Here is a 22,710-nt window from a genome sequence, read left to right as displayed (position 1 = left end):
TTCTGCCAACTAGGAAGTCGAGAATGATGCAACGCTATCAGCGAGAGCACTTCTGGAATGCCGTCATTTGGCCGGTGTTATGGCCCCTGCTTCTTGTTCAAGCCGCATTGGTGTTGCTGTGCGTGACGGTGGGGGCCGTGATTTGGCTGATGTCACCGGGTCAAGCGTCATGGACCACCACGCTGTGGCTCACGCTGACGCTGCTATTGGGTAGCTGCCTCAACGTGGGCGCGTTTTTAATGTTAATCAAAGCGCGCGCCAAGTTTAAAGACGCGCTGTTCGTGCAAGGTCTCAACGAGCTGGAGCGCCATATCGATACGCTTCAACAGGGGATGATGCCCCATGCCCCGCTGTTGTTGAACGAAGAGAGCCACGAGCGCCCGCTCAAACGGCTGACTCGCGCCAACGATCAATTGGCGAGCTTGGTGAGCGCGTTAGAGAAAAATGGCCATGTGGCTGGGGAAGCCACTGAGCAGCCCAAGTCCGATCAGGCCCTCTTGGAAGACTTACACCATCAGCAAAAGCAGCTAAAGCACCTCATGGCGGGAAGAGAGCGCGCCCGAGAGGAGTCGCGTCTGAAGTCTGGCTACCTGACACTCATGCAGCGTGAAGCCGACAGCCTGTTCGATCATCTGGGCACCATGCTGACCGACGAGGCGTCCGATGCCTGTCGACAGAACGTCACCCACGTTCGCGAGCGGCTGGCGGATATTCGCTCGCTGTTGGCGAATTTCGTGCAACAGAGCGTGAACGAGGCCAATACCTACGACCTACCCATTTCCGATGAGCAAAGTCCGCGGGTATTGGTGGTCGATGATGGCCCCGTAAACCTGATGCTGGCGCGGCAAATGCTGGAGTCGCAAGGGCTTCAGGTAGAGGGAGTCAGTAGCGGCGAGCAGGCACTGGAGCGTCAGCAGTCGGCTTTCTATGACTTGGTGTTCATGGATATCTTCATGCCCACCCTGGATGGGTTGGAAACCACCCGCCGCTGGCGACAGTACGAAGCGCAGCACTTCTTCAAGCGCAGCGTCATGATCGCCCTGACGGCCAACGCCGATAACGCGGGCAAAGACACCTGTGCGAACGCAGGGCTCGACGATATCCTCGCCAAACCTTATCAGCCCGATACCCTGCACGGCATGATCAAAAAATGGCTGCCTAACGCCCTGGAGAAGCCCAACGAATGACCTTTGCAGCCATTTTGGCCAGTTACTTATTGCTAGGTGCCGCGGCTGGCACCATGGCCGGTTTGTTCGGTGTGGGTGGGGGCATCATCATTGTGCCCGTCTTGGTCTTTGCTTTCGGCTTACAGGGCATTTCCCCCGAGATCACCATGCACCTAGCAGTGGGCACCTCGCTGGCCACCATTGTCGTGACGGGGGCGTCCTCTGCGCTAGGCCACTTTCGTAAAGGCAGCGTACATCGTGCGTGGTTTTTAGCGCTGCTACCCGGGTTGATGTTGGGGGCCATTGCGGGCGTTTTCATCGCCGGTAATTTGTCGGGCACCGTGCTAGGCACCTTATTCGGCGTGTTCGTGCTCCTGCTCGCCACCAAAATGCTCATGGGGCTGACGCCCAAACCGGGCACATTGGCCCCTGGCAAGGTCGCCATGACCGTGGCGGGAGGCGTGGTGGGAGCCATTTCTGCGCTATTTGGTATCGGCGGTGGTGCGATGACCGTGCCCTGGCTCTCACGCTGTGGTGCCACCATGACACAAGCGGTGGGAACCTCTGCCGCCTGTGGCTTACCAATAGCGGCGGTGGGGGCCGTCACGTTCGTCGTGGTGGGTTGGGGCAACCCCTTATTGCCGCCCTGGGCTACCGGGTTCGTGATGTGGCCTGCGTTCATTGGCATCGTCGTCACCAGTGTGCCCTTCGCCCGCCTCGGCGTGCGTTTGGCGCACGTGCTGCCCGCCCATGTGCTTCGTTACTGCTTTGCTGCGCTGCTCGCCGTGGTGGGGTTACGCTTCATACTGGCGTAACCCGCTGTGGCAAGTGGTGGCATTTCTTTTATTCGAATAGAGAAAGTGAATGATCAACTACCCAACGATAGATCCTGTCGCGATTTCCCTCGGCCCGTTGCAGGTGCATTGGTACGGCCTTATGTACGTCGTCGGCTTCGTGGCCGCTTGGTGGCTAGGGTGCAAACGCGCCCCACGGCTCGGGCTGACCAAAGACGATATCGGCGATCTGCTTTTCTACTGTGCCATTGGCGTGGTCGCCGGTGGGCGCTTAGGGTATGCCCTGTTCTACGGCTTAGAGCAGTGGCTGGCCGACCCGCTCTGGATCTTCCGCGTTTGGGACGGTGGCATGAGTTTCCACGGTGGCTTGATGGGCGTACTGCTGGCTGCCTGGCTCTTCGCACGTCGCAAACAGTTGGCATTCATCGCGCTGACCGATTTTATTGCGCCGCTCGTGCCCATTGGCCTGGGGGCAGGACGTATCGGTAACTTCATCAACCATGAGCTGCCGGGGCGCATCACCTCGCTACCCTGGGGTATGCCCTTTCCCGGCATGGGGCCAGAACCGCGACACCCCTCGGCCCTCTATGAAGCGTTGTTAGAGGGGGCGGTGCTATTCGCCATTCTTTGGTGGGTTTCCGCTAAGCCGCGCTCGCGTGGCTTCATCTCCGGCCTCTTCCTGCTGGGGTACGGTGTGTTCCGCTTCTTGGTCGAGTTCGTTCGTATGCCTGATGCCCATATCGGCTTCATCGCCTTCGGCTGGGTCACCATGGGCATGCTGCTTACGTTACCCATGATCGCATTGGGGTTGGTGTTCATGGCGTGGTCGCGTCATCAGCCTGTGGATGCGAAGTGGTAATTGGTAATTGGTGAGTGGTGAATGGTGGGGACGCGCTCTCGTTGGTAGCCAATCAGCGGCGAGCGGCCTAGAATACAGCCCCACATACGCTGTTAATCTGGAATTTCTGTGACTGCAACAACGCCCACGCCTGCCATGACATCAACGTTACCTGCGCTTGAACAGCCTTACCTAGATCTGATGCGTACCGTGCTGGAGCAGGGCGTTGACCGTGGCGACCGCACCGGTACGGGGACGCGTTCGGTGTTTGGGCATCAAATGCGCTTTGACCTTTCACGCGGATTCCCGCTGCTGACGACGAAAAAGCTGCATTTGCGCTCCATCATCCACGAGCTTTTGTGGTTTCTGAAAGGGGATACCAACATTGGGTACCTCAAAGAGAACGGCGTGCGTATTTGGGACGAGTGGGCCGACGAAAATGGCAATCTGGGGCCCGTGTATGGCTATCAGTGGCGTAGCTGGCCAAATCCCAACGGCGGCAGTGTCGATCAAATTACCAATGTGCTCGAACAGATTCGCACGAATCCGCAGTCGCGTCGGTTGATCGTATCCGCATGGAATCCCGGCCAAGTCGATGAAATGAAGCTGCCTCCGTGCCACTGTCTGTTTCAGTTCTACGTCGCCAACGGTCGGCTCTCTTGCCAGCTATACCAGCGCAGTGCCGATATCTTCTTGGGCGTGCCCTTCAATATCGCCAGTTACGCGCTGCTTCTTAGCATGGTGGCCCAGGTCACGGGACTAAAACCGGGTGAATTCGTGCACACGCTAGGGGATGCACATCTGTACAGCAATCATCTCGAACAGGCTCAAGAGCAGCTCAGCCGTACGCCCATGGCGCCACCTACGCTGGCGCTCAATCCCGATATCAAAAACCTCTTCGACTTCACTTTCGATGATATTCAGATCGAAGGCTATGAGTCACATCCGCATATCAAAGCAAAGGTAGCCGTATGAGTCAGCAAGCCACCGCTTATGAATCGCTGGTGCCCGTCGCGATGATCGTCGCCATGGCCAAGAATCGCGTCATCGGCGTCGATGGCAAGCTACCCTGGTACTTGCCCGAAGATTTGAAGTTTTTCAAACGCATGACACAGGCCAAGCCGCTGGTTATGGGGCGCAAAACCTATGCTTCCATCGGTAAGCCGCTGCCTAACCGACTCAATATCGTGGTCACTCGGGATACCCATTTTAGCGCCGAAGGCACGCGCGTATGCCACGAACTGCCCGCTGCGTTAGCGCTGGCCGATCAGCAGGCGACCATCGAGGCGGCGGAAGAAGTCATGGTCATGGGTGGCGGCGAGATTTATCGTCAAGCTTTACCGTTTGCACAACGTCTCTACATCACGGAAGTCGATATCGAGGTCGAGGGCGACGCCCACTTCCCCGAGTTTTCCATGGACGAGTGGCGAGAAGTCCAGCGTATACCCGGCCAGCCAGCGGAAGGGCAGCCGAACTACGACTTCGTTGTGTACGAGCGCGTCAGCGACTGATCAGGTCAAAGGAGGGGGTTATGGCCGCCAGCGTACTGCATCTATTAGAAACGTTAGAAACACGGCTCGAACAAAAAAATGCCGAACTCACTGCGCTGCGCGAGGAGAATCAGCAGTTAAAGCAACAACTCGCGGCACTGACGGCTCACGCTCCAGAAACGCCTGCCCCTATGCCCGCCGCTGAAACAGAGCGCTCGGCAGCGGATAGTCATGCTTCCCAATCACTGCCTGAGCCAGCGCCGAGCGTTACCAGCTCGGCAGAGCCAGATGCGCCTGACACGCCCACCACACCCCCTTCGCCGCAAGCGCTGTTGAAACAGTGGTATCAGCGCTACCCGAATGCTTTCTTTAAAGGGCATACCAAGCCCTTGAAGGTAGGCATTCACCAAGATTTGGCCGAACGCGAACCTTGGTCTGGCAAGTTGATTCGCCGCGCGCTGGCCAACTACGTCAATTTACCGCGCTATATCAAATCCATGCGCGAAGGGGCCGAACGTGTCGATTTAGACGGGCAGCCTGCGGGTCAAGTGGATAAAGAAGCTGCGCAACATGCCAGTGAGCGTCGACACGAGTCGCCCACGAAAAATGCGTCTGACCGCTCGGCCACCCCTGCAAAAAGCAGCGCTAATAAAACGAAGGCCAGGGCTGACAAGCTACATCGACGCGACCAACAGCCTGCTTCAAAACCAGTAACGTCCGAAAAAATCGAGCAGAAAAAGCCGCTTAGCATGGAAGAGAAACTAAAAGGCTTGCAGCAAAAATTCGAAGGCCGCTGAGACCCGAGGCCGTGCTGTGGGTTCCATAAAAAAACACAAATCGTAAAAAAACACTGTTTTTTTCTATTGCGTTCCCTGGAATCCCGGTATAGAGTTTGACCTGCGAGCATTGGACTATAACAAGGCTTTGTTGAGGACATGTCGTATATCGCCGGGAAAAACCGGTGGATGAGAAAAAGAGCATGGCCCGCAAGCCACTTACTGGCTTCTTTGAAGGCCAGTAATAACGATCGAAACAGTAAGCTAGTTAAGGAACCTACATCATGAAAAAGACACTTTTAGCGACTGCTATTGTTGGTGCCCTGGGCGCCTCCGCTGCCGCTCAAGCGGCGACCGTTTATGACCAAGACGGCACCAAACTGGACGTTTATGGCCGTATCGCCATGGGCGTTGCTGGTGGCGGCCCGGAGTATGACTCCAACGGCAACTTCCAAGACAACGGCGAAGAGTTCGTAGACGTTTTTTCTCGTCTGGGCTTCCGCATGAGCCAGGAAGTAACTTCCGACCTGACCGCTTTCGGTCGTCTGGAGTGGCGCTTCACTGGTGACGAGAACGACACCGACGGTGGCTTCAACGAAATTCGCCAGAGCTACATCGGTCTGCAGAGCAAGCAGTACGGTACGTTCCAAGCTGGTAACTTTGACAGCTTCTACAACCAGTTCGTATCTCTGCCGTTCGACGTGTACATCGACCGTGGTCTAGAGTTTGCTGGCCACCGCAAACAGTCACGTGGTGACTCCATCGGTTACTACACGCCTGACCTGCAAGGCTTCACTGCATTCCTGCAGCTGAAACACTACAGCGTACGTGGCGAGTCTGCCCCGAATGCTGAAGGTACCGTCATCGCACCGCAAGGTGGTGTTCGTTACCAGCAAGGTCCGTTCACTGTAGGTCTGGGCTTCGTTGAAGACGTACGTCGCGTTGACCCGAACAACTCCGGTAACGGCGGCGGCAACGGCGAACTGCTGGGCGGCTTGATCGGTTCTTACGACGTGAACGATCAGTTCTCTGTACGTCTGGGCTACGAAGGTCGTGAGCACAGCGATGAAGTTGGCGGTGGTTTCGACAAAGTTGGTCTGGGTGCTACTTACACCACTGGTCCCTGGGCCTTCACTGGTGACATCTACGACGTAGATCCGGATGGCCAAGGTGCTGACAGCCGTACTTCTTGGGCCCTGGGTTCTTACTACAAAGTTTCCAGCAACTTTGACGTATTCCTAGAGCTGCAGCAGCCTGATCAGCAGTCCATCAACGTAACACTGGATGGCACTAACTCTGAAATCAATGCTGACGGCGATGACCTGTACTACCTGACAGGTGCTCGTTACCACTTCTAAGCCTTGGTTAAACCAAGCTTAAAGTTGTAACTCCTGTAGTAGATAATGAACCGGCCCCTCATGGGGCCGGTTTTTTATGCTTAAAAACTAGAAAATTCATCTCGCTGGCGAGATGTCTGTGCCTGACAATCAAGCTGTACCATCACAAAAGTTGGCATAGCATTACAGCGTTGCTGATAAACGGTATGATAGTCAACGTTTATCGCTGCCAGCCGATGTTTGAAAACACCGCGTCCGGCTGTGTTCATTAACGAACTATGTGAGTTGATAGGGAAAGTATGAACGTAACCGTGTTTGGAACAGGCTATGTAGGGCTGGTGCAAGGTGCCGTTCTGGCGGATGTGGGTCACAACGTCGTGTGTGTCGATGTCGATGCTGAAAAAGTCGCGCGTTTAGAGCAGGGTGTCATTCCTATTTATGAGCCAGGGCTCGAAGCTCTCGTCAAAGAGAACTACGCAGCAGGCAGGCTGACGTTTACCACCCAGGCTGAAGAAGGCGTCAAGCACGGAGAGGTACAGTTCATCGCGGTTGGCACGCCATCAGACGAAGATGGCAGCGCCGATTTGAAATACGTTCTGAAGGTAGCCGAGACCATCGCGACGCATATTGAAAAACCGGTGGTCATCGTCAACAAGTCCACGGTGCCCGTCGGCACGGCGGATAAAGTGACTGCCGTGGTAGAAGAAGTGTTAGCCAAACGGCAAACAAATCTGTCGTTCGACGTGGTATCCAACCCCGAGTTTTTGAAAGAAGGAAGTGCGGTAGCCGATTGCAAGAAGCCTGACCGTATCATCATTGGCACTACGAACGATGCAACCATCGATATCATGCGTGAGCTCTACGCACCGTTTAACCGTAACCATGACAAAATCATCACCATGGACGTGCGTAGCGCCGAGCTAACGAAGTACGCGGCTAACTGCATGCTGGCTACGAAGATCAGCTTCATGAACGAGATGGCGAATCTTGCCGAGCGCTTGGACGCCGACATTGAAATGGTGCGCCAAGGTATTGGCAGCGACCCTCGTATTGGCTACCACTTTATATATCCTGGCGCGGGCTACGGAGGCTCCTGTTTTCCAAAAGACGTGCAGGCGCTGATACGCACGGCTGAAAGTATCGCCTTCGATGCTAAAGTGCTAAAAGCGGTCGAAGAGCGCAACCAGCTGCAAAAAAACACCCTATTCGAAAAAATTAACCGCCACTTCGACGGCGCGCTGGAAGGTAAAGTCGTGGCGTTGTGGGGGCTTGCCTTCAAGCCGAATACCGACGATATGCGAGAAGCCCCCAGCCGTGTAGTCATGGAATCTTTATGGCAGGCGGGCGCTAAAGTACAGGCGTACGATCCTGAAGCCATGGAAGAAGCGCAGCGGATTTATGGCCATCGTGATGATTTAACCCTGTGTGGAACGAAAGAAGGCGCGCTAAAAAATGCCGATATTCTAGTGATCGTGACCGACTGGCAATCTTTCAAAGCGCCAGATTTTGAGTTAATCAAAGCAACGCTATCTCAACCGGTGATTGTCGATGGTCGCAATTTGTTCGATCCAAAGCGTATGTTGAAACGAGGCATTACGTATTACGGTGTAGGACGATAAATAATAAAAGATAAATATTTAAAGTTAGGGAGAGGGGGTTAATTCAGCCAGGGACATAACCGCATGGCGGTAAATGGAGGGCTATAATGAAAGAAAGCAATGGAATGGAATCTAGCAAAATCCAAGAGCAAGTGCCGGAGGAGATGACGCTGGTAAGCTTAGTGACGTTATTGCTGAAACAGTGGAGGATCATGCTGGCCTGCATGGCATGCGTCATGCTGCTGACGCTGGCCGCTCTTTGGTTAAAACCGGTCAAATATGGTTTTGCCACCATGTATGCGGTGGCGTCTTATGAAACGTTGGAGGGCGAGCGAGAAGGGCTCGAAACGCCTGAAGAAGTCATCGCCAAATTAGAAAACGTCTTCATCGAGCAGCAACGTAGACAACTACTGGAAGATGAAAGCGTAGAAGGGATTCCATTCGATATCGACGTGACGAACCCCAGTAATACGTTGTTGCTGCGTATCCTCAGCGAATCGGAAGAGGTCCACCAGCCCATGATCGAACAGTTTCACGAAGGGCTGGTAAACGCCATCAAGCAAGATCAGCAGCAACTGGTAGAAGAATTAATGGCGGGGCTCGACGCCCAGCAGCAAGCGTACTCGCAAGCACTAGAGGTTGCTCGGGCCGCCAGCAGCGAAAGCGCACGCGAGCTGGAAGCCTCTTTCTTCGAGAAAACGCTGCAGCTCGAACGTCGTATCGAAAGTATCAATCCTGGTGACTCCACCCAACTCGCCGTGCAAAGTCTCGAACCGGTGGGAATCGGCAAACCCTTTATTCTGGCATTCGGTGTGCTCGTGGCACTGCTATTGGCACCTTTAGCCGCCGTCTTCAGCGTATTCGTCACGCAAGTGGCAGCTGCTTATCGGCGCGCCCAGTAATGAGAGGGCGTTAACGCACTCATTGCCGCCGGAGCCTGCGATGGATATGAAACTAAAACGGTGTATCGACTTGCTGTTGCTATGTTTTCTCATGGCATGGCCGTTGGTCGATACACTCAACGGTTACCTCTATTACCAAAGCGTAACGCTACCCAGCATCTCCGCGCCATACAAAACGCTGGGATTCATTGCGTTATTGGTCGTGCTGATGATCTATCACGTGGAGCAGTTTTTATATCTACTGCTTTGCGCAGCGCTAATGGCCCTGTGTTTGTTCTATCAGGTAATGAACTATGGGCACGCGATAGAAAGCGTCACTTGGGCGGTGCGGGGGTTGCTGACCTTAGCACTGCTGTTCTATCTGGTGGGCGAGGCCAAGCAGTCAGAGGGTTTTTGGAGCCTGCAAAAACTGGCAGGGCTGATGCTGTTTTACTTCATCGTCATGTCAGTGAACGTCTCGCTGGGCGTGTTAGGCGTTGGCGAATCGCAGTATGCCGGTGGGATCGGTGGAAAAGGTTTCATCATCGCAGGCAATGAAATGAGCTATTTGATGCTCGCGTCGGCCAGTATCGTGCTGTTTCGCTTGGCCGAAACGCGTGGCGCTGGAAGCCTGGCGTTGGTGTTTGGTCTATTCCTGCTGTTTTTCCTGATGAAAGCCACCAAAGTAGCCATGCTGGGAATCTGCATGGTGTTCGTATTCGCACTGATCCACAATGGCTACTTCAAAGTAAGGCGCATCCCCACCGTGTACTTGATCACGTTGGTGGGTGGCGCGGCAGTCATCGCCTTCGGCTACCAATTCATTCAAGCCGCCGGGCTGTTGGATCGAATGCTTTTTCTCTACAAGCTGCATGGCGGCTTTTGGGGAGCTTTGCTGAGCGGAAGACTCTCGTTTTTAGGTGAAGCCGTCGAGCTGGTCGTCGTACCCTTTGGGTTTTGGGATGTGCTGTTTGGTGTAGGCGTCGATCACCTGCTGGCAGTGCGAGGCTCTCTGGTAGAGATAGATCTGATCGATGTCTTCATCAGCTTTGGCGTCATGGGTGGCGTACTCTTTTACCTGCCTTGGCTGCTAGGGGGCGTCTGGGCTACACAGCTACTCAAGCGGCAGCCAAGGTACGGCATGAGCTTTTGGCTGCTCATCATCACGGTCATTGGGGTGAGTCTTGCGGCGGGACACGTCGTCAATTCAGGTATTGCCTCAAGCGCAACAGCGCTACTGATCGGCTACCTCTATCAACTCAAAACCCGTCTGCCGACCTTCAAGGAGGAAGCGTGAACATTCTGTTAGTAGGCTCTTTTGGAGGCCATTTCATACAGCTCAAACGGCTGTACGCCCAGCTTGCGCAAGAAGCCGAGCAACATAACGTGGCGTTTAGTTTTGCCAGTACGGAGCCCGGACTCGTCGTGGAGGATACCCCGGCGCATTGTTGCCCAAACATACACAGGGGTAGCGGCATCAAGGCGCTGTGCTCGGCGCTGTGGCAATCCGTCAGAGTGTTGAGAGCGGCCAAGCCAGATGTGGTGATTTCCACTGGAGCACTGCCAGGCCTGCTGCTCTGCTTTCTCGCCAAAGTGATGGGTAAGCAGGTCATTTGGGTCGACAGCATGGCCAATTATCAGCAGCTCTCTTTTTCAGGCAAAATAGCGCGCTTTTTTTGCGATGTTTGCCTGACCCAGTGGGAACATCTGGCGGCCAAGGACAAGCGCGTGCGCTACTGGGGGAAAGTCCTATGATCTTCATTACCGTCGGCACCCAGCTACCTTTCGACCGCTTGCTAAAGCACTTCGCAGAATGGCGCGACCAGCGCGGCTACTCAGGCAAAGTCGTTGCGCAAGTAGGCGAAGATAGCCGTTTTGTTCACCCTGACATGCAGCTTTTCAAAACGCTCTCTAGCGATGAGTACTATCATTGGTTTTGCCAAGCGCAGGGCATCGTCTCGCACGCTGGGATGGGTAGTATTCTGTCTTGCTTGGAGCATGGTAAGCGCGGTGTGTTCATGCCGCGTCAATACTCTCTTGGCGAGCATCGAAATGACCACCAGCTAGACACCGTCAAAGCATTTGCCGGTCAATATTCATCACTATATTTCTGTCTAGATTCTCAAGCTCTCTTTTCGGCACTTGATCAAGTGACGATGGAAAAACACGAGGCTGTTGTGAATGAAAAAAATGGTGATAATACGCTAGGAATGAATATTGCTAAGTATCTAAAGCTTAGAGGGCAGTAGTAATGAAGCAATTGCTTTTATGGACAAATATGTATCCGACAGAAAAAGCACCATATTACGGTACGTTCGTTCGATCGACCGAGCAAGCATGGAGAAAAGTGCTGGGGGAGCGTCACGTATCTCTGGTTGCGATGAGAGAGAAGCCTGTGGGAAAAATTGCAAAAATTTATTTTTACACGGAACTCATGACAAGATGTGTTTTGTCACTATTTTCTAAACCTCGTGGAACGGTTCTTGAAGTTCATTATCCTGTCTATTTTCTGCCCGTTTTGTTGTTATTGAAGCTTTTAGATAAAAAGTTTTACTTAGTGCTGCGTTTTCATGGCTCAGATCTAAAGAAGGTCAAGTCGTCATTTTTTTTTAGCTTTCTGTTCAAAATTTTGAAAAAAGAGGTGCAGATTTATGTGGTGCCGTCTGACTACTACGTAAAGAAAATAGTGGCAGAGCTTGCAGTCCCTGAGAAGCAGGTTGAGAAAGTGTTTCCTGACTGCGTTGGGGGTAGTGAGTTTCTAACTGTTACATCCTCAAGGCCATCAGACTTTTCAGATAACCAGTACCGTATTGGTTACGTTTCTCGTTTAGAAAAAGAAAAAAACTGCGAAGAACTGATCAGAGCCTTTTATAAGCTTGGGATAAAAAATGCATCATTAACAGTTGTAGGTGATGGCAGTGAGCGTGAATACTTAGAGAACTTGGTAAAGCAACTTGCTTTAGAGTCGCGAGTAACTTTTTTAGGTGCGCTGCCACGACATGATTTGCCAGAAGTAATGGCATCATTTGATATATTCGTATTTCCATCAGTGTCAGAGACCGAAAGCTTTGGCCTGGTAGGCCTGGAGGCGTTGTCATGCGGAACGCCTGTTATTGCAAATCGTGTGTTAGAAGGTGCTAAAGAGTACCTTGTTCATGGCGAAAATGGTTTTTTTTATGATAACAACGAGGATGGCTTGGCAGATGCTTTAAAGCAATACTATCTCATGTCAATTGAAGAAAGAGGTGAAATGGCCGTTAATGCATTGCGCGTTCGTGATAAATTTAGCTATGAAAACGTATTTATTAAAGGCGCTGAAATAATTCTGTCTAAATATAGTGCTTCAGCTGTGATGAGGTAACTAAAGTGGCAAAAAAAAGTCAGTCTATTTTTTCAGAACGTTTCCCGCCTCAGGTGGTGTTCCCCTTTTTTGATGTACTTGCGATTTTTGCGGGTGGCTGGTTAGCGCACTGGATGCGGTTTGGCTCATTTCACCTGCACGAGCGCTACGTGCTCGCGCTTATTTGCATCGGTTTACTGGTGCTGGTGATTAATAGCATGTCCGGTAGCTATCGTCGTTGGCGTATTACGCCCGTCGGGCAGATGTTAGGCAAACTGCTGCTGGTATGGGTGGCTGTCGGCATCACGGCTGCGTCACTCATCTACTTTGCTCACGCTGCCAACCGTTACTCTCGGCTCTGGATCGGTTTGACGCTCGCAGTTTCGTTTCTCGTCGCAGGCGGGGCGCGGTTACTGGTACAGCTTGCCTTACAGCACGTGCGTCTGAGAGGCGGTGCACGGCGCCCGGTCTTCCTGATAGGCCCGGCTACTAACGTATTGGGCGTAGCGGAGGGCATTCGTAGTGCCGCTTGGGAAGGGCATACCATTGCTGGCGTCGAGCGTATCAAAGAACAGGTCAACGAGGAGTGCATCGAGCGCATCGTCCGGCGCATCAGCCGTTCGAATGCCCGCGAAGTATGGATTTGTGTGCCCTTCGAGATGGGGCACGTCGTACGGTCGCTGTTTTTTGCGCTGCGTAACCACACCGCCGAAGTGCGTTTTATCCCAGCGTTCGAAGAAATGCATCTGCTCAACCACCGCATGAGCGAAGTAGCCGGGCATTACGCGATCGACCTGAGCGTGTCGCCCATGAGCGGTATGTCGCGCTTTGTCAAACGTGGTGAAGACATCATCATTGGCACCCTCATCTCGATCATGATTCTGCCGGTGTGTCTGGGCATTGCGCTGGCTATCAAGCTCACCTCACCAGGACCGATACTCTTCAAACAGCACCGTGAGGGCTCCAACGGGCGTCGCTTCAAGGTGTATAAATTTCGCTCGATGCGTGTTCACCATGAAGAGGCTGGCCAAGTGACCCAAGCCAAAAAGAACGATAGCCGCATCACGCCGATCGGAGCCTTTTTAAGGCGCACTTCACTGGATGAGTTGCCCCAGTTTTACAACGTGCTGCAAGGGCGCATGTCCATCGTCGGACCACGTCCACACGCACTGGCCCATAACGAGCAGTACAAAGAACTGGTGGAGTCTTACATGCGCCGTCATAAGGTGAAGCCAGGTATTACCGGCTGGGCTCAGGTCAACGGTCTGCGCGGAGAAACCGATACGCTGCAAAAGATGCAGCGGCGGGTCGAGTACGATTTGTGGTACATCGACAACTGGTCGCTTTGGCTGGATTTGAAAATCATCGTACTCACCGTCTTCAAAGGTTTCATCAACAAAAACGCTTATTAGACGGAGTTACAACGTCGTTGAAAATGAAACGAATCCGCGTTTGTGGTAGCGAATCAGCACGTGAGTGGGGAGTGGTAGGGGTGTGATAGTATGGCACTTTTCAGGCGCTTGCCTGACTAACGTGCTTCACTGTTGCCAGGACCCGCATTTCAATGACGTACCCTTCCCACGCTGCCACGAACAAAACCGCCGAGCTGCCCAGTCAGCTCTCGAGTATGGCGGTTTTTCTTCTGACTGCCGTCTGTCTCATCCTTCCTAGTGGCTACTCTATTGGTGCAGTCATTCTCTTTCTGGCTGGTTGCGGGCTACTTATCACCCGCCGCCTGCCAGCGCTGACCAAGCACGATTTTTGGGTCATCGCTGCGCTGGTGGCCTACGCGTTGGTCAGCATGCTGGAGGCCTGGTGGGATGGCCAAGGCAGCCGAGGGTTCGATAAGCCCAGCCGTTTCATCCTGGCCATTCCCGCCCTGCTATGGGTGCTGCGATACCCACCCAAGCTCGCCTATTTATGGAGTGGCATAGCGCTGGGTGGCATCAGCGCGGGAGCTTGGGGTGGCTGGCAAAAGCTCGTCGAAGGCGTTGGGCGCGCCCAGGGCCATACCCATGTTATCCAGTTTGGCAATCTCAGCATGCTGCTAGGCGTATTGTGCATGGCGGGCTTGGGATGGGCCGTCATTCAGCGCCATCGTGGTATCTGGGTAGCGCTGCTCCTAGCGGGGGCGGCAGGGGGTGTATTGGGCTCGCTCTTCTCAGGTAGTCGTGGGGGCTGGGTGGGGTTCCCTATTGTGCTACTGGTGCTCTACCGGGCCTATGGCACCCAGCTTTCGACCAAACTGAAGGCGGCAGCGTTAGCGGCTGTCGTGTTGGGTGGGGTAACGGTGTATGCCGTACCGCAAATCGGTGTGCAAGAGCGTGTTCATCAAGCCTTTAGCGATGTGGCACTGTACGTTTCCGGCGAAAACCGCTCGACCTCGGTAGGCTCACGGTTCGAAATGTGGCGCGGCGCTTCCCAGCTCATTCAAGAAAAACCCCTCACCGGCTGGGGGAGCAATGGTTACGCCCAAGCAATGGCCGACTTCGGCGAGGCGGGGGTCATCAGCGCCGAAGCCGCCCAGTATGGGCATGCTCATAACGAGTTCATCGATGCGTTCGCCAAGCGGGGGGTAGTGGGGCTGGTCGTGCTACTGGCGCTTTATCTCGTGCCTATGCGTCTCTTTGCACGCCACTTGCAGGCTAACCACCTAGCCACGCGAGCCGTAGCCACCGCCGGGGTGCTGCTTCCCGTGACGTTCATGGACTTTGGTTTGACTCAAGTGTTCTTGGAGCACAATAGCGGCGTGATGATGTATGCCTTCATGCTGGCGGTGCTTTGGGGAATTTACTCGGCCCAACCGGCGGATACCATTAACTAATCGTTTTATCGATAGATGAAAAATCGGCCATAGGGCCGATTTTTTTATGTAAGCCGTTGATTGCTTGACGGCTAAATAGAATTAATTATCTGTACAAGCCTTGTCAACGTAGAGCCTTAGCAGTTAATCCCTTACAATGCCGGGTGCTTTTTAATAGCGCAGGTTCATTACATTTCATCCGCACAGCGTAGGGCAAGGGAATGCGCCCGTTATAATCCCTGGGCGGTAGCGTGCCTTTTTATTGGAAATCACCATGTCAAACTCCACCATTTTCATTGCGCGGCCAGCTCGCATGCTGTTGGCCGCATTGAGCGTCGCCGTCGTTAGCGGCTGCGCCTCGTACCCCAGCGGCAACCAACAGCAGGTGCAGTACGTGCTCGGCAACGACTCCGCCAAGCCGCTGCAAGATGAAAACCTCAACGGCTTTCTTGCCCAAGCGCCTGCCGGTGCCGTACTCAACCTAGTGCAAAGTCCCTGGGGCGATAACGTCGAAATTGTGGCAGATGCGCCCTATTTGGCCGCCAGCGGTAGAGAGTGCCGTAAGCTGCGCGTCATCGAGCAGGGCAGCGGTGCCGCCCGTACAGCGCTTACCTGTGCAACGCCCAACGGCTGGGTAAATCAGCGCATGCTGCTGCCAGAAAGCCAGCAGGGCGCGATGTCACTCACCTCGCCAATGACGCATTCCCCAGGAACCACACAAGGGCGCTATTAATGAGCTTGCAACGCGTAATGAAACGGCTTTCTCTCACGCGCCCGGTAGCGGTGTTATCACTGGCCCTGTTGGGCACTACTGCCAGCAGCGTTAGCTTGGCGCAGAGCATAAGCCTACCCAATACCATTCTGCCGGAAGACCAAGCCAGCCAGCAGCGGGTAGAGCCTCCGGTGAACGACACTCCCCGCGCTGACTGGCGTAGCGGCACCTATGGCCCGGTGATGAATCAGCCCCAGCAAAACCCCGATGCGCTGCCCCCCTTTGGGGCCAACCTCTTTACCGGTGGCTTTCGTGGGGCGATGGGGGACGGCCTAAATGCCGATTACCAAGTCAAACCCGGCGACCAAATCACCGTGCGTGCTTGGGGGGCGTTCGAGTTCGACCGCGTGCTACCGGTGGATGCCCAGGGCAACATCTTCATCCCAGGCTCCGGCCCGCTGAATGTAGAAGGCCAAACCAGCCAGCAGGTGGATAGCCGCGTGCGTGGTGCCATCACCTCGGTATACCCCGAAAACGTACAGGTCTATACCAACGTGCAGGGCGTGCAGCCCGTGGCAGTGTTTGTCACTGGCTACGTGCAAAACCCTGGCCGCTTTGCAGGCACGCCAAATGATTCGGTGCTTTACTTCCTCGATCAAGCGGGGGGTATCGACCAAGACTTGGGCAGCTATCGCCAAATCCGCGTAGTACGTAACAATCAAACCGTGGCCAGGGTGGATCTCTACGACTTTCTAATCAATGGCAGCATTGCGCGTCCGCAGTTTCAGGATGGCGACACCATCGTAGTGGAAGAGCGCGGCCCGGCCATTGCCGTGGTGGGCGACGTTCATCGTGAACACCGCTACGAGCTAGTGGGCAATCAGCTAAGCGGTGCCGAGCTGGTGGAACTTGCCCGTTTAAGAAGCGGCGTGTCTCACGTACTGCTGCGCGGCGATCGTGCCGACGGCCCCATGGCGCAATACTTCCCGCTGAACGAGTTTTATAGCCAAACCATTCGCAGCGGCGATGAAGTGGCGTTCAGCGCCGACCAGCGCAGCGAAACCATCGTGGTTGAAATTGAAGGCAGCTACTACGGTCCATCCCGCTTTGCGTTACCCCGCGATGCCCGCTTGAGCGAACTGCTGGACGCCATCCCCGTGCCGGAAAACATGACCGCCGTGGAAAGCATTTCACTACAGCGTGAAAGCGTGAAGCAGCAGCAACAGCAATCCATGGAAGACAGCCTGCGCCGCCTGGAAACCACCTACCTCAGCGCCCAATCCAGTACCAACGAAGAAGCGCAAATTCGTGCCCAAGAAGCCGAGCTGATTCAAAACTTCGTGCAGCGCGCCCGCGAGCTAGAGCCCAGCGGCCGCTTGGTAGTGGCCTACAACGACCGCATTGCGGATATTCGCCTGCAAGATGGCGATGTGATCACCATTCCGGAAATCAGCGACTCCATCCTCATCAGTGGTGAAGTGCTGGTGCCTCAAGCGGCGGTATACCGCCCCGGCATGAGCGTGATCGACTACATCGAAAGCGCTGGAGGCTTCACCCAGCGCGCCGACGACGACCACATCCTACTGGTTCGCCAAAACGGCGCGGTGGAAAACGCCCGCAACACGCCGCTGCGCCCGGGGGATGAAATTCTCGTCATGCCCGAAGCCCCCACCCACAACCTGCAGCTGGCCGCCACGCTCACGCAAATCCTCTACCAAGTGGCCGTCGCTACCCGCGTTGCGGTGGATTTGTGATGGGTGATTAGTGATTGGTGAATAGTAGGTGGTGAGTGGTGTAAGCCGTGTCTCGTAGCGCGGCGTAACGACTGAGCGAGAGCAACGAGCGAAAGAGGCACCCGCGAAGGCGGCGCCAGCCGCCCTGATCAATGCAGCCTAATCATCAACAGTTCCTTCATTTACGTTCTTTTCACAAGAAACAGCCTCATGAATAACACACACAGCGCTCCGAAAGGGGCGCGCACTCCTTGGCAAGTCACTCGTAGTGTGTGGTACGCCATGTTTGTGCGCGAAGCTCTGTCGCGCACCATGGGCGATCGTATGGGCTGGTTCTGGATGGTGTTTGAACCAGTCGCGTTTGTGGGCATCATGATTGGTGTTCGCAGCTTTATTCGTGGCGACCGCTTGGTGGTCAATGCTGAGTTCATCCCTTGGCTCATCGCAGGCCTGCTGGGGTTTGCGTTAGTACGAGAAGGCATGATGCGTGGCATGGGCGCGGTAGATGCCAATAAATCCTTGTTTGCCTACCGTCAAGTTCAGCCAGTAGATCCAGTGCTAGTACGAAATTTTTTAGAAGGCGCGCTGCGTAGCTTTGTATTTCTGATTTTTATTGGCGGTGGCCTGATGCTCGGGTTGGATATGTATCCTGACAACGCCATACGCGTATTGGCGGCATGGCTTTCGCTATGGAGCCTAGGGTTAGGGTTGGGGTTAGTCACTTCGGTAGCAGCAACGCTCGTGCCAGAAATAGGCAAAGTCGTGCGCATGCTCTCGTTGCCGCTGCTTATCCTATCTGGTGTGATTATGCCGTTAAATAGCCTGCCACACTGGTTGCTGGAGTACTTAATGTTAAACCCTATCCCTCATGGGTTAGAGACATTACGCCTAGGTTTTTTTGAAAACTACAAAGTGGTTCATGGCACAAGCATGCTCTACTTCTGGCTATTTACTCTCACGCTAATTTCAGTTGGACTGGTAATGCACCTGCGCTTTGTTGACCGTTTAAAGGCAAAATAATCCATGTACGCTTCTTTAGTTCGTTTCGTAAAAGCATTTCCTCATTGGGCGGTTGCCTTTATTGCGATTGGTTTAGTGTCGTTTTACTGGTTTGTATGGGCAGAAGAGCGCTATGTCTCCCGAGCTACGGTCGTCTTAGAAAGCCCACAGGTAGCTACGCCCGATATTAGCTTCGCGTCGCTACTAGGCGGTGGGGGAAGCGGCAATACCCACGACTTGCTACTGCTACGCGAGCATTTACTCTCCGTCGATATGCTGCGGCTGCTGGATGAGCAATTAGGTATTCGGCAGCACTACAGTGAACACGGTGACTTTTTCGCAAAACTACGCGACCCGAACGTGCCCATTGAAGACCTGCACCAATATTACCTGCGCCGTGTAGAGGTAGAACTAGACGAGTACGCGGGGGTGTTGAATATTCGCGTTCAAGGCTATACGCCAGAATTTGCAAGAGACTTGGCGGCATTGCTGCTCGAGGCTGGCGAAAACCACATGAACGAGATGGGGCACCGTCTTGCAGATGAGCAGGTACGATTTTTAGAGCAGCAAATGGTTCGGCTGGAAGAGCGCTTTGAGCAAACTCGTGCCCGACTGCTCGAGTTCCAAAACGAGTACGGTTTAGTATCGCCGACAGCGACGGTTGAAAGCATCAACCAAGTCGTCGCTACTCTAGAGGGCGACCTCGCCCGCTTACAGGCTCAACGTAATGCCTTAGCCAGCTTCCAAAGCTCGCAATCAGCAGAATTACGCCAAGTTGAAAGAAGTATAGAAGCGCTACGTGACCAAATCGTTGAACAGCGCGACCGTCTAGCTCAAGCTACCGGTAACTCGCTCAACCGCGTCTCTGCCGAGTACGAAACCCTAGAACTGCAAGCCCAGTTCGCTCAGGAAACCTACTCCAGTGCCTTAGCGGCTCTTGAAAACACCCGCTTAGAAGCCGCCCGTCAGCTCAAGCAAGTTAGCGTACTGCAAAGCCCCTTACTACCGGAATACCCCACAGAGCCCAACCGACTTTACAACAGCAGCGTCTTCGCCATCATCACCATTTTCCTAGCGTTCATCCTCAGCATGATCATCATGATCGTCAAAGATCACCGCGATTAGGGTTGTTGGTGAGTGGTGAGTGGTGAGTGGTGAGTGGTGAGTTGTTAATGGTGAGTAGTGAGTGGTGTAGGGAGCCGCCACCCCGTAGCGCGGCGTAACGAAAGAGCGAGAGCAACGAGCGAAAGAGGCACCCGCGGATGGCGGCATCAGCCGCCCCGATAAAGCCACCACACGCCAAAACGCCTCATTGCTAAAAAAGCACGCTCAAAAAGCACGAAAAGGAAGTCAATGCTCAACATCACCCACTACGGCGGAGCCAAGGGCGTAACGGGAAGCTGCCACCAGCTCACCCTCGATAGCGAACATTCACTGCTGATCGACTGCGGGCTATTCCAAGGCGAAGACGCGACAGAAGACGCCTTCGAACAGCTACAAATCGAATTCGATATCAGCACCGTCAAAGCGCTGGTCCTCACCCACGTACACATCGACCATGTAGGCCGCTTACCGTACCTACTGGCCGCCGGGTTCAGAGGGCCGATTCTCTGCTCCATTCCCTCGGCCAAACTGCTGCCCCTGGTGATCGAAGATGCCCTAAAAATCGGCTTTACCCGCAACGCACAGCTCATCGAGCGTTTCCAGCAACAGCTAAAAAGCCAAATTGTCAGCGCGCCCTACGGCAAATGGCACACCGTGGTCGAAAAAACCGAAGAAGCCAATATCACCACGCGGGTAAAGCTCAAGCGGGCAGGGCACATTCTCGGTTCAAGCTACGTAGAAGTCGCCCACCAGTACCCCAATGGTGAAAAGGAACGGGTCATCTTCAGTGGCGATTTAGGCGCCCCCTACGCACCGCTACTCCCAGCGCCTAAATCCCCCTACGGCTGCGACCAGCTAGTGCTCGAAAGCACCTACGGCGACCGACAACACCCCGACCGCCGCCAGCGGCGCGCCACGCTGAAACAAGCCATCGAGCAAGCACTCACAAACGGCGGCACGGTGATGGTGCCCGCGTTCAGCATAGGCCGCACCCAAGAGCTACTCTACGAGCTGGAAGGCATCATTTATGAAGCCGAGCGCAATGCCAAACGCGGGTTACCTAAAAGCCAGTGGCAAGCGTTAGAAATCATTGTCGATTCACCACTCGCCGCCCGCTTTACCCAGGTATACCGCCAGCTAAAACCCTACTGGGATAACGAAGCCCAACGCCGCCTACGCAGCGGCCGCCACCCGCTCAACTTCGATAACCTCTACACCGTAGAAAGCCACGAAGCCCACGAGCAAACGGTAACGTATTTAGCCAACACAGGCCGCCCCGCCGTGGTGATCGCCGCCAGCGGCATGTGCGCAGGCGGGCGCATCATGAACTACCTAAAAGCCATGCTAGGGGATGAACGCCACCAAGTGCTGTTCGTCGGCTACCAAGGTGCAGGCACCCCAGGCCGCGCCATACAGCAGTACGGCCCCCAAGGCGGTTGGGTAGAAATAGACGGCCAGCGAATTAATATCAAAGCAGGCGTCACCTCCATCAGCGGCTACTCCGCCCACGCCGACCAAAAAGACCTGCTCAACTTCGTCAAACGCATGCGCCGCTGGCCCCACACCATTCATCTGGTACACGGCGAACAAACCGCCCGCAGCGCGCTCAAACGTGAGTTGGAAGCGATGTACGCCCGCAAAGGAAGGGGGGTGAGAGTGGTGAATAGTGAGTGGTGAATAGTGAGTGGTGAATGGTGAGTGGTGAATAGTGAGTGGTGAATGGTGAGTGGTGAATAGTGAGTGGTGAATGGTGAGTGGTGAATAGTGAGTGGTGAATAGTGAGTGGTGAGTGGTGGTAGTGAGGGGTATTGGGAGGTGGGATGAGGAAGCATCAGGAGTTGAGGGTGTGGCAGCAGAGCATGGATCTTGTCGAGCAAGTGTACACCCTCACCAAAACCTTCCCAGATGATGAGAAGTTCGGTTTAACAAGCCAAATGCGGCGCAGTGCAGTCTCCGTTCCTAGTAACATCGCCGAAGGTGCCGCTCGGGGCAGCACACAAGAGTTCATCCGTTTTCTCTACATATCCCAAGGCTCACTTAGCGAATTAGAGACGCAGTTGCTCATCGCACAGCGCCTTAACTACTTAACAGATATTTCGTTAGCACTAGCATCTATTAACCAAGCTTCTTCCCAGCTAGGCGGCTTAATCAAACATTTAAAGAATCGGTGAAATCAATGCCCCCCATGAACGCCCCATTCACCCCTTACCATTCACTATTCACCCCTCACCATTCACTATTCACCCCTCACCATTCACAAACAAATGATTGAAATAAAGAACCTCTACAAGCGCTACCACAACCATCACGGTAGCGACTGGGTGCTCAAGGATATCAACGTCACCATTCCCCAAGGGGTCAGCGTAGGCTTGATTGGTGCTAACGGTGCGGGTAAATCTACACTGTTGCGTCTGATCGCCGGTATGGACTCACCAGAGCGCGGTGAAGTGATCCGCCATAGCCGGGTTTCATGGCCAGTCGGGCTATCCGGTGGAATGCAAGGCAACATGACCGGGCGACAAAACGTCAAATTCGTTGCCCGTGTGCAAGGCAGTGGCCCGGAAGAAGTAAAGCGCGTTATTAAGTTTGTAGAAGAGTTTGCCGAAATAGGCCCCGCCTTTGATGAGCCCATTCGCACCTACTCATCGGGCATGAAATCGCGTATTTCATTTGGCCTTTCCCTCGCCTTTGATTTTGACGTCTATATTTCCGACGAAGCCACCGCCGTAGGCGACCGCGCATTTAAAGAAAAAGCCAAAAATCTGTTTCAATCAAAAATAGGTGTGTCATCGCTGATTATGGTGTCTCACTCAGAAGGTATTTTGAGAGACCTTTGCCAAGCAGGGCTCTACATCAAAAAAGGCCAAGCCTTCTGGTACGACGATATTAACGATGCCATCGCCGCTTATCACGTCGATAGTGATCAGAAAAAGCGCAGCGCCGACTTCCCTAAAGATCCCAAAGGCGCACGTCAGTATCTACAGTCCTGCCATGCGGATTTAAAAGCCGCCCAAGAACGCCTAGCGAATGCAAAAGAGCAGGGCGATACAAAAGAGATCGCCGACGCCAAGAAAGCCGTGCAAGAAGCAGGCAGCCGGGCCAAAGAAGCCCGCGCGCATCTTGAAACCCTTCGCTAAGT

The 22,710-nt window shown here is 54.2% G+C and carries 22 protein-coding genes; all 22 read left to right on the top strand.

Translation table 11 applies throughout. The features are described 5' to 3' along the window. Positions 1–23: 23 nt before the first annotated feature. The 22 genes from AB6K10_RS16735 to AB6K10_RS16630 all read left to right on the top strand — a co-directional run bounded on the left by AB6K10_RS16735 (position 24) and on the right by AB6K10_RS16630 (position 22,708). Positions 24–1,187 (top strand): response regulator, encoded by a 1,164-nt coding sequence (locus AB6K10_RS16735; protein ID WP_339119386.1) that lies wholly within the window; start codon positions 24–26, stop codon positions 1,185–1,187. Continuing rightward, a complete protein-coding gene (locus AB6K10_RS16730) occupies positions 1,184–1,981 on the top strand; it encodes a sulfite exporter TauE/SafE family protein (RefSeq protein WP_159342692.1) in 798 nt (265 codons plus the stop codon). Before AB6K10_RS16735 ends, AB6K10_RS16730 begins: the two co-directional genes overlap by 4 nt. 49 nt (positions 1,982–2,030) lie before the next feature. Further along, entirely contained in the window at positions 2,031–2,819 is a 789-nt protein-coding gene (gene lgt, locus AB6K10_RS16725; RefSeq protein WP_339119385.1) for a prolipoprotein diacylglyceryl transferase, read from the top strand. 135 nt (positions 2,820–2,954) lie between these two features. Continuing rightward, entirely contained in the window at positions 2,955–3,773 is an 819-nt protein-coding gene (locus AB6K10_RS16720; protein ID WP_174788545.1) for a thymidylate synthase, read from the top strand. Further along, on the top strand, positions 3,770–4,309 hold the full coding sequence (locus AB6K10_RS16715) for a dihydrofolate reductase (protein WP_339119384.1): 540 nt from the start codon (positions 3,770–3,772) through the stop codon (positions 4,307–4,309). Before AB6K10_RS16720 ends, AB6K10_RS16715 begins: the two co-directional genes overlap by 4 nt. Positions 4,310–4,329: 20 nt before the next feature. Beyond that, positions 4,330–5,085, top strand: coding sequence for a ProQ/FINO family protein (locus tag AB6K10_RS16710; RefSeq protein WP_339119383.1), 756 nt, complete (start codon positions 4,330–4,332; stop codon positions 5,083–5,085). A gap of 263 nt (positions 5,086–5,348) precedes the next feature. After that, a complete protein-coding gene (locus AB6K10_RS16705; protein WP_159342687.1) occupies positions 5,349–6,422 on the top strand; it encodes a porin in 1,074 nt (357 codons plus the stop codon). Positions 6,423–6,700: 278 nt separating this feature from the next. Next, positions 6,701–8,020: a UDP-glucose/GDP-mannose dehydrogenase family protein gene (locus tag AB6K10_RS16700; protein ID WP_339119382.1), complete on the top strand. Its 1,320-nt coding sequence runs from the start codon at positions 6,701–6,703 to the stop codon at positions 8,018–8,020. 86 nt (positions 8,021–8,106) lie between these two features. After that, a complete protein-coding gene (locus AB6K10_RS16695; RefSeq protein WP_339119381.1) occupies positions 8,107–8,901 on the top strand; it encodes a lipopolysaccharide biosynthesis protein in 795 nt (264 codons plus the stop codon). 40 nt (positions 8,902–8,941) lie between these two features. Continuing rightward, the gene (locus AB6K10_RS16690; RefSeq protein WP_339119380.1) at positions 8,942–10,177 is read left to right on the top strand and encodes a hypothetical protein; all 1,236 of its coding nucleotides are present in this window, start codon (positions 8,942–8,944) and stop codon (positions 10,175–10,177) included. After that, a complete protein-coding gene (locus AB6K10_RS16685) occupies positions 10,174–10,635 on the top strand; it encodes an oligosaccharide biosynthesis protein Alg14 (protein WP_253015712.1) in 462 nt (153 codons plus the stop codon). The genes AB6K10_RS16690 and AB6K10_RS16685 overlap by 4 nt, the downstream gene beginning before the upstream one ends. Continuing rightward, a complete protein-coding gene (locus tag AB6K10_RS16680) occupies positions 10,632–11,129 on the top strand; it encodes a glycosyltransferase (protein ID WP_339119379.1) in 498 nt (165 codons plus the stop codon). Before AB6K10_RS16685 ends, AB6K10_RS16680 begins: the two co-directional genes overlap by 4 nt. A gap of 2 nt (positions 11,130–11,131) precedes the next feature. Continuing rightward, on the top strand, positions 11,132–12,241 hold the full coding sequence (locus tag AB6K10_RS16675) for a glycosyltransferase (RefSeq protein WP_339119378.1): 1,110 nt from the start codon (positions 11,132–11,134) through the stop codon (positions 12,239–12,241). A gap of 5 nt (positions 12,242–12,246) precedes the next feature. Further along, complete coding sequence (locus AB6K10_RS16670; RefSeq protein ID WP_339119377.1) at positions 12,247–13,632, top strand: undecaprenyl-phosphate glucose phosphotransferase; 1,386 nt, start codon at positions 12,247–12,249, stop codon at positions 13,630–13,632. Between the two features lie 152 nt (positions 13,633–13,784). Continuing rightward, entirely contained in the window at positions 13,785–15,044 is a 1,260-nt protein-coding gene (locus tag AB6K10_RS16665) for an O-antigen ligase family protein (RefSeq protein ID WP_339119376.1), read from the top strand. 253 nt (positions 15,045–15,297) lie between these two features. Further along, entirely contained in the window at positions 15,298–15,756 is a 459-nt protein-coding gene (locus AB6K10_RS16660) for a DVU3141 family protein (RefSeq protein ID WP_339119375.1), read from the top strand. Next, positions 15,756–17,489 (top strand): polysaccharide biosynthesis/export family protein, encoded by a 1,734-nt coding sequence (locus tag AB6K10_RS16655; RefSeq protein WP_339119374.1) that lies wholly within the window; start codon positions 15,756–15,758, stop codon positions 17,487–17,489. Before AB6K10_RS16660 ends, AB6K10_RS16655 begins: the two co-directional genes overlap by 1 nt. Positions 17,490–17,678: 189 nt before the next feature. Then, complete coding sequence (locus tag AB6K10_RS16650; RefSeq protein ID WP_339119373.1) at positions 17,679–18,488, top strand: ABC transporter permease; 810 nt, start codon at positions 17,679–17,681, stop codon at positions 18,486–18,488. 3 nt (positions 18,489–18,491) lie between these two features. Further along, the gene (locus AB6K10_RS16645) at positions 18,492–19,592 is read left to right on the top strand and encodes a chain-length determining protein (protein WP_339119372.1); all 1,101 of its coding nucleotides are present in this window, start codon (positions 18,492–18,494) and stop codon (positions 19,590–19,592) included. A 228-nt stretch (positions 19,593–19,820) separates the two neighbouring features. Then, positions 19,821–21,248, top strand: coding sequence for an MBL fold metallo-hydrolase (locus tag AB6K10_RS16640; RefSeq protein ID WP_339119371.1), 1,428 nt, complete (start codon positions 19,821–19,823; stop codon positions 21,246–21,248). A gap of 143 nt (positions 21,249–21,391) precedes the next feature. Beyond that, positions 21,392–21,742, top strand: a complete 351-nt coding sequence (locus AB6K10_RS16635) for a four helix bundle protein (RefSeq protein WP_339119370.1) — start codon at positions 21,392–21,394, stop codon at positions 21,740–21,742. Positions 21,743–21,835: 93 nt separating this feature from the next. Continuing rightward, on the top strand, positions 21,836–22,708 hold the full coding sequence (locus tag AB6K10_RS16630; RefSeq protein WP_339119369.1) for an ABC transporter ATP-binding protein: 873 nt from the start codon (positions 21,836–21,838) through the stop codon (positions 22,706–22,708). Positions 22,709–22,710 lie beyond the last annotated feature (2 nt).

The organism is Halomonas sp. BMC6 (assembly GCF_964204995.1).
GTDB lineage: Bacteria > Pseudomonadota > Gammaproteobacteria > Pseudomonadales > Halomonadaceae > Vreelandella.
This window is presented reverse-complemented; position numbering and strand designations above follow the sequence as displayed.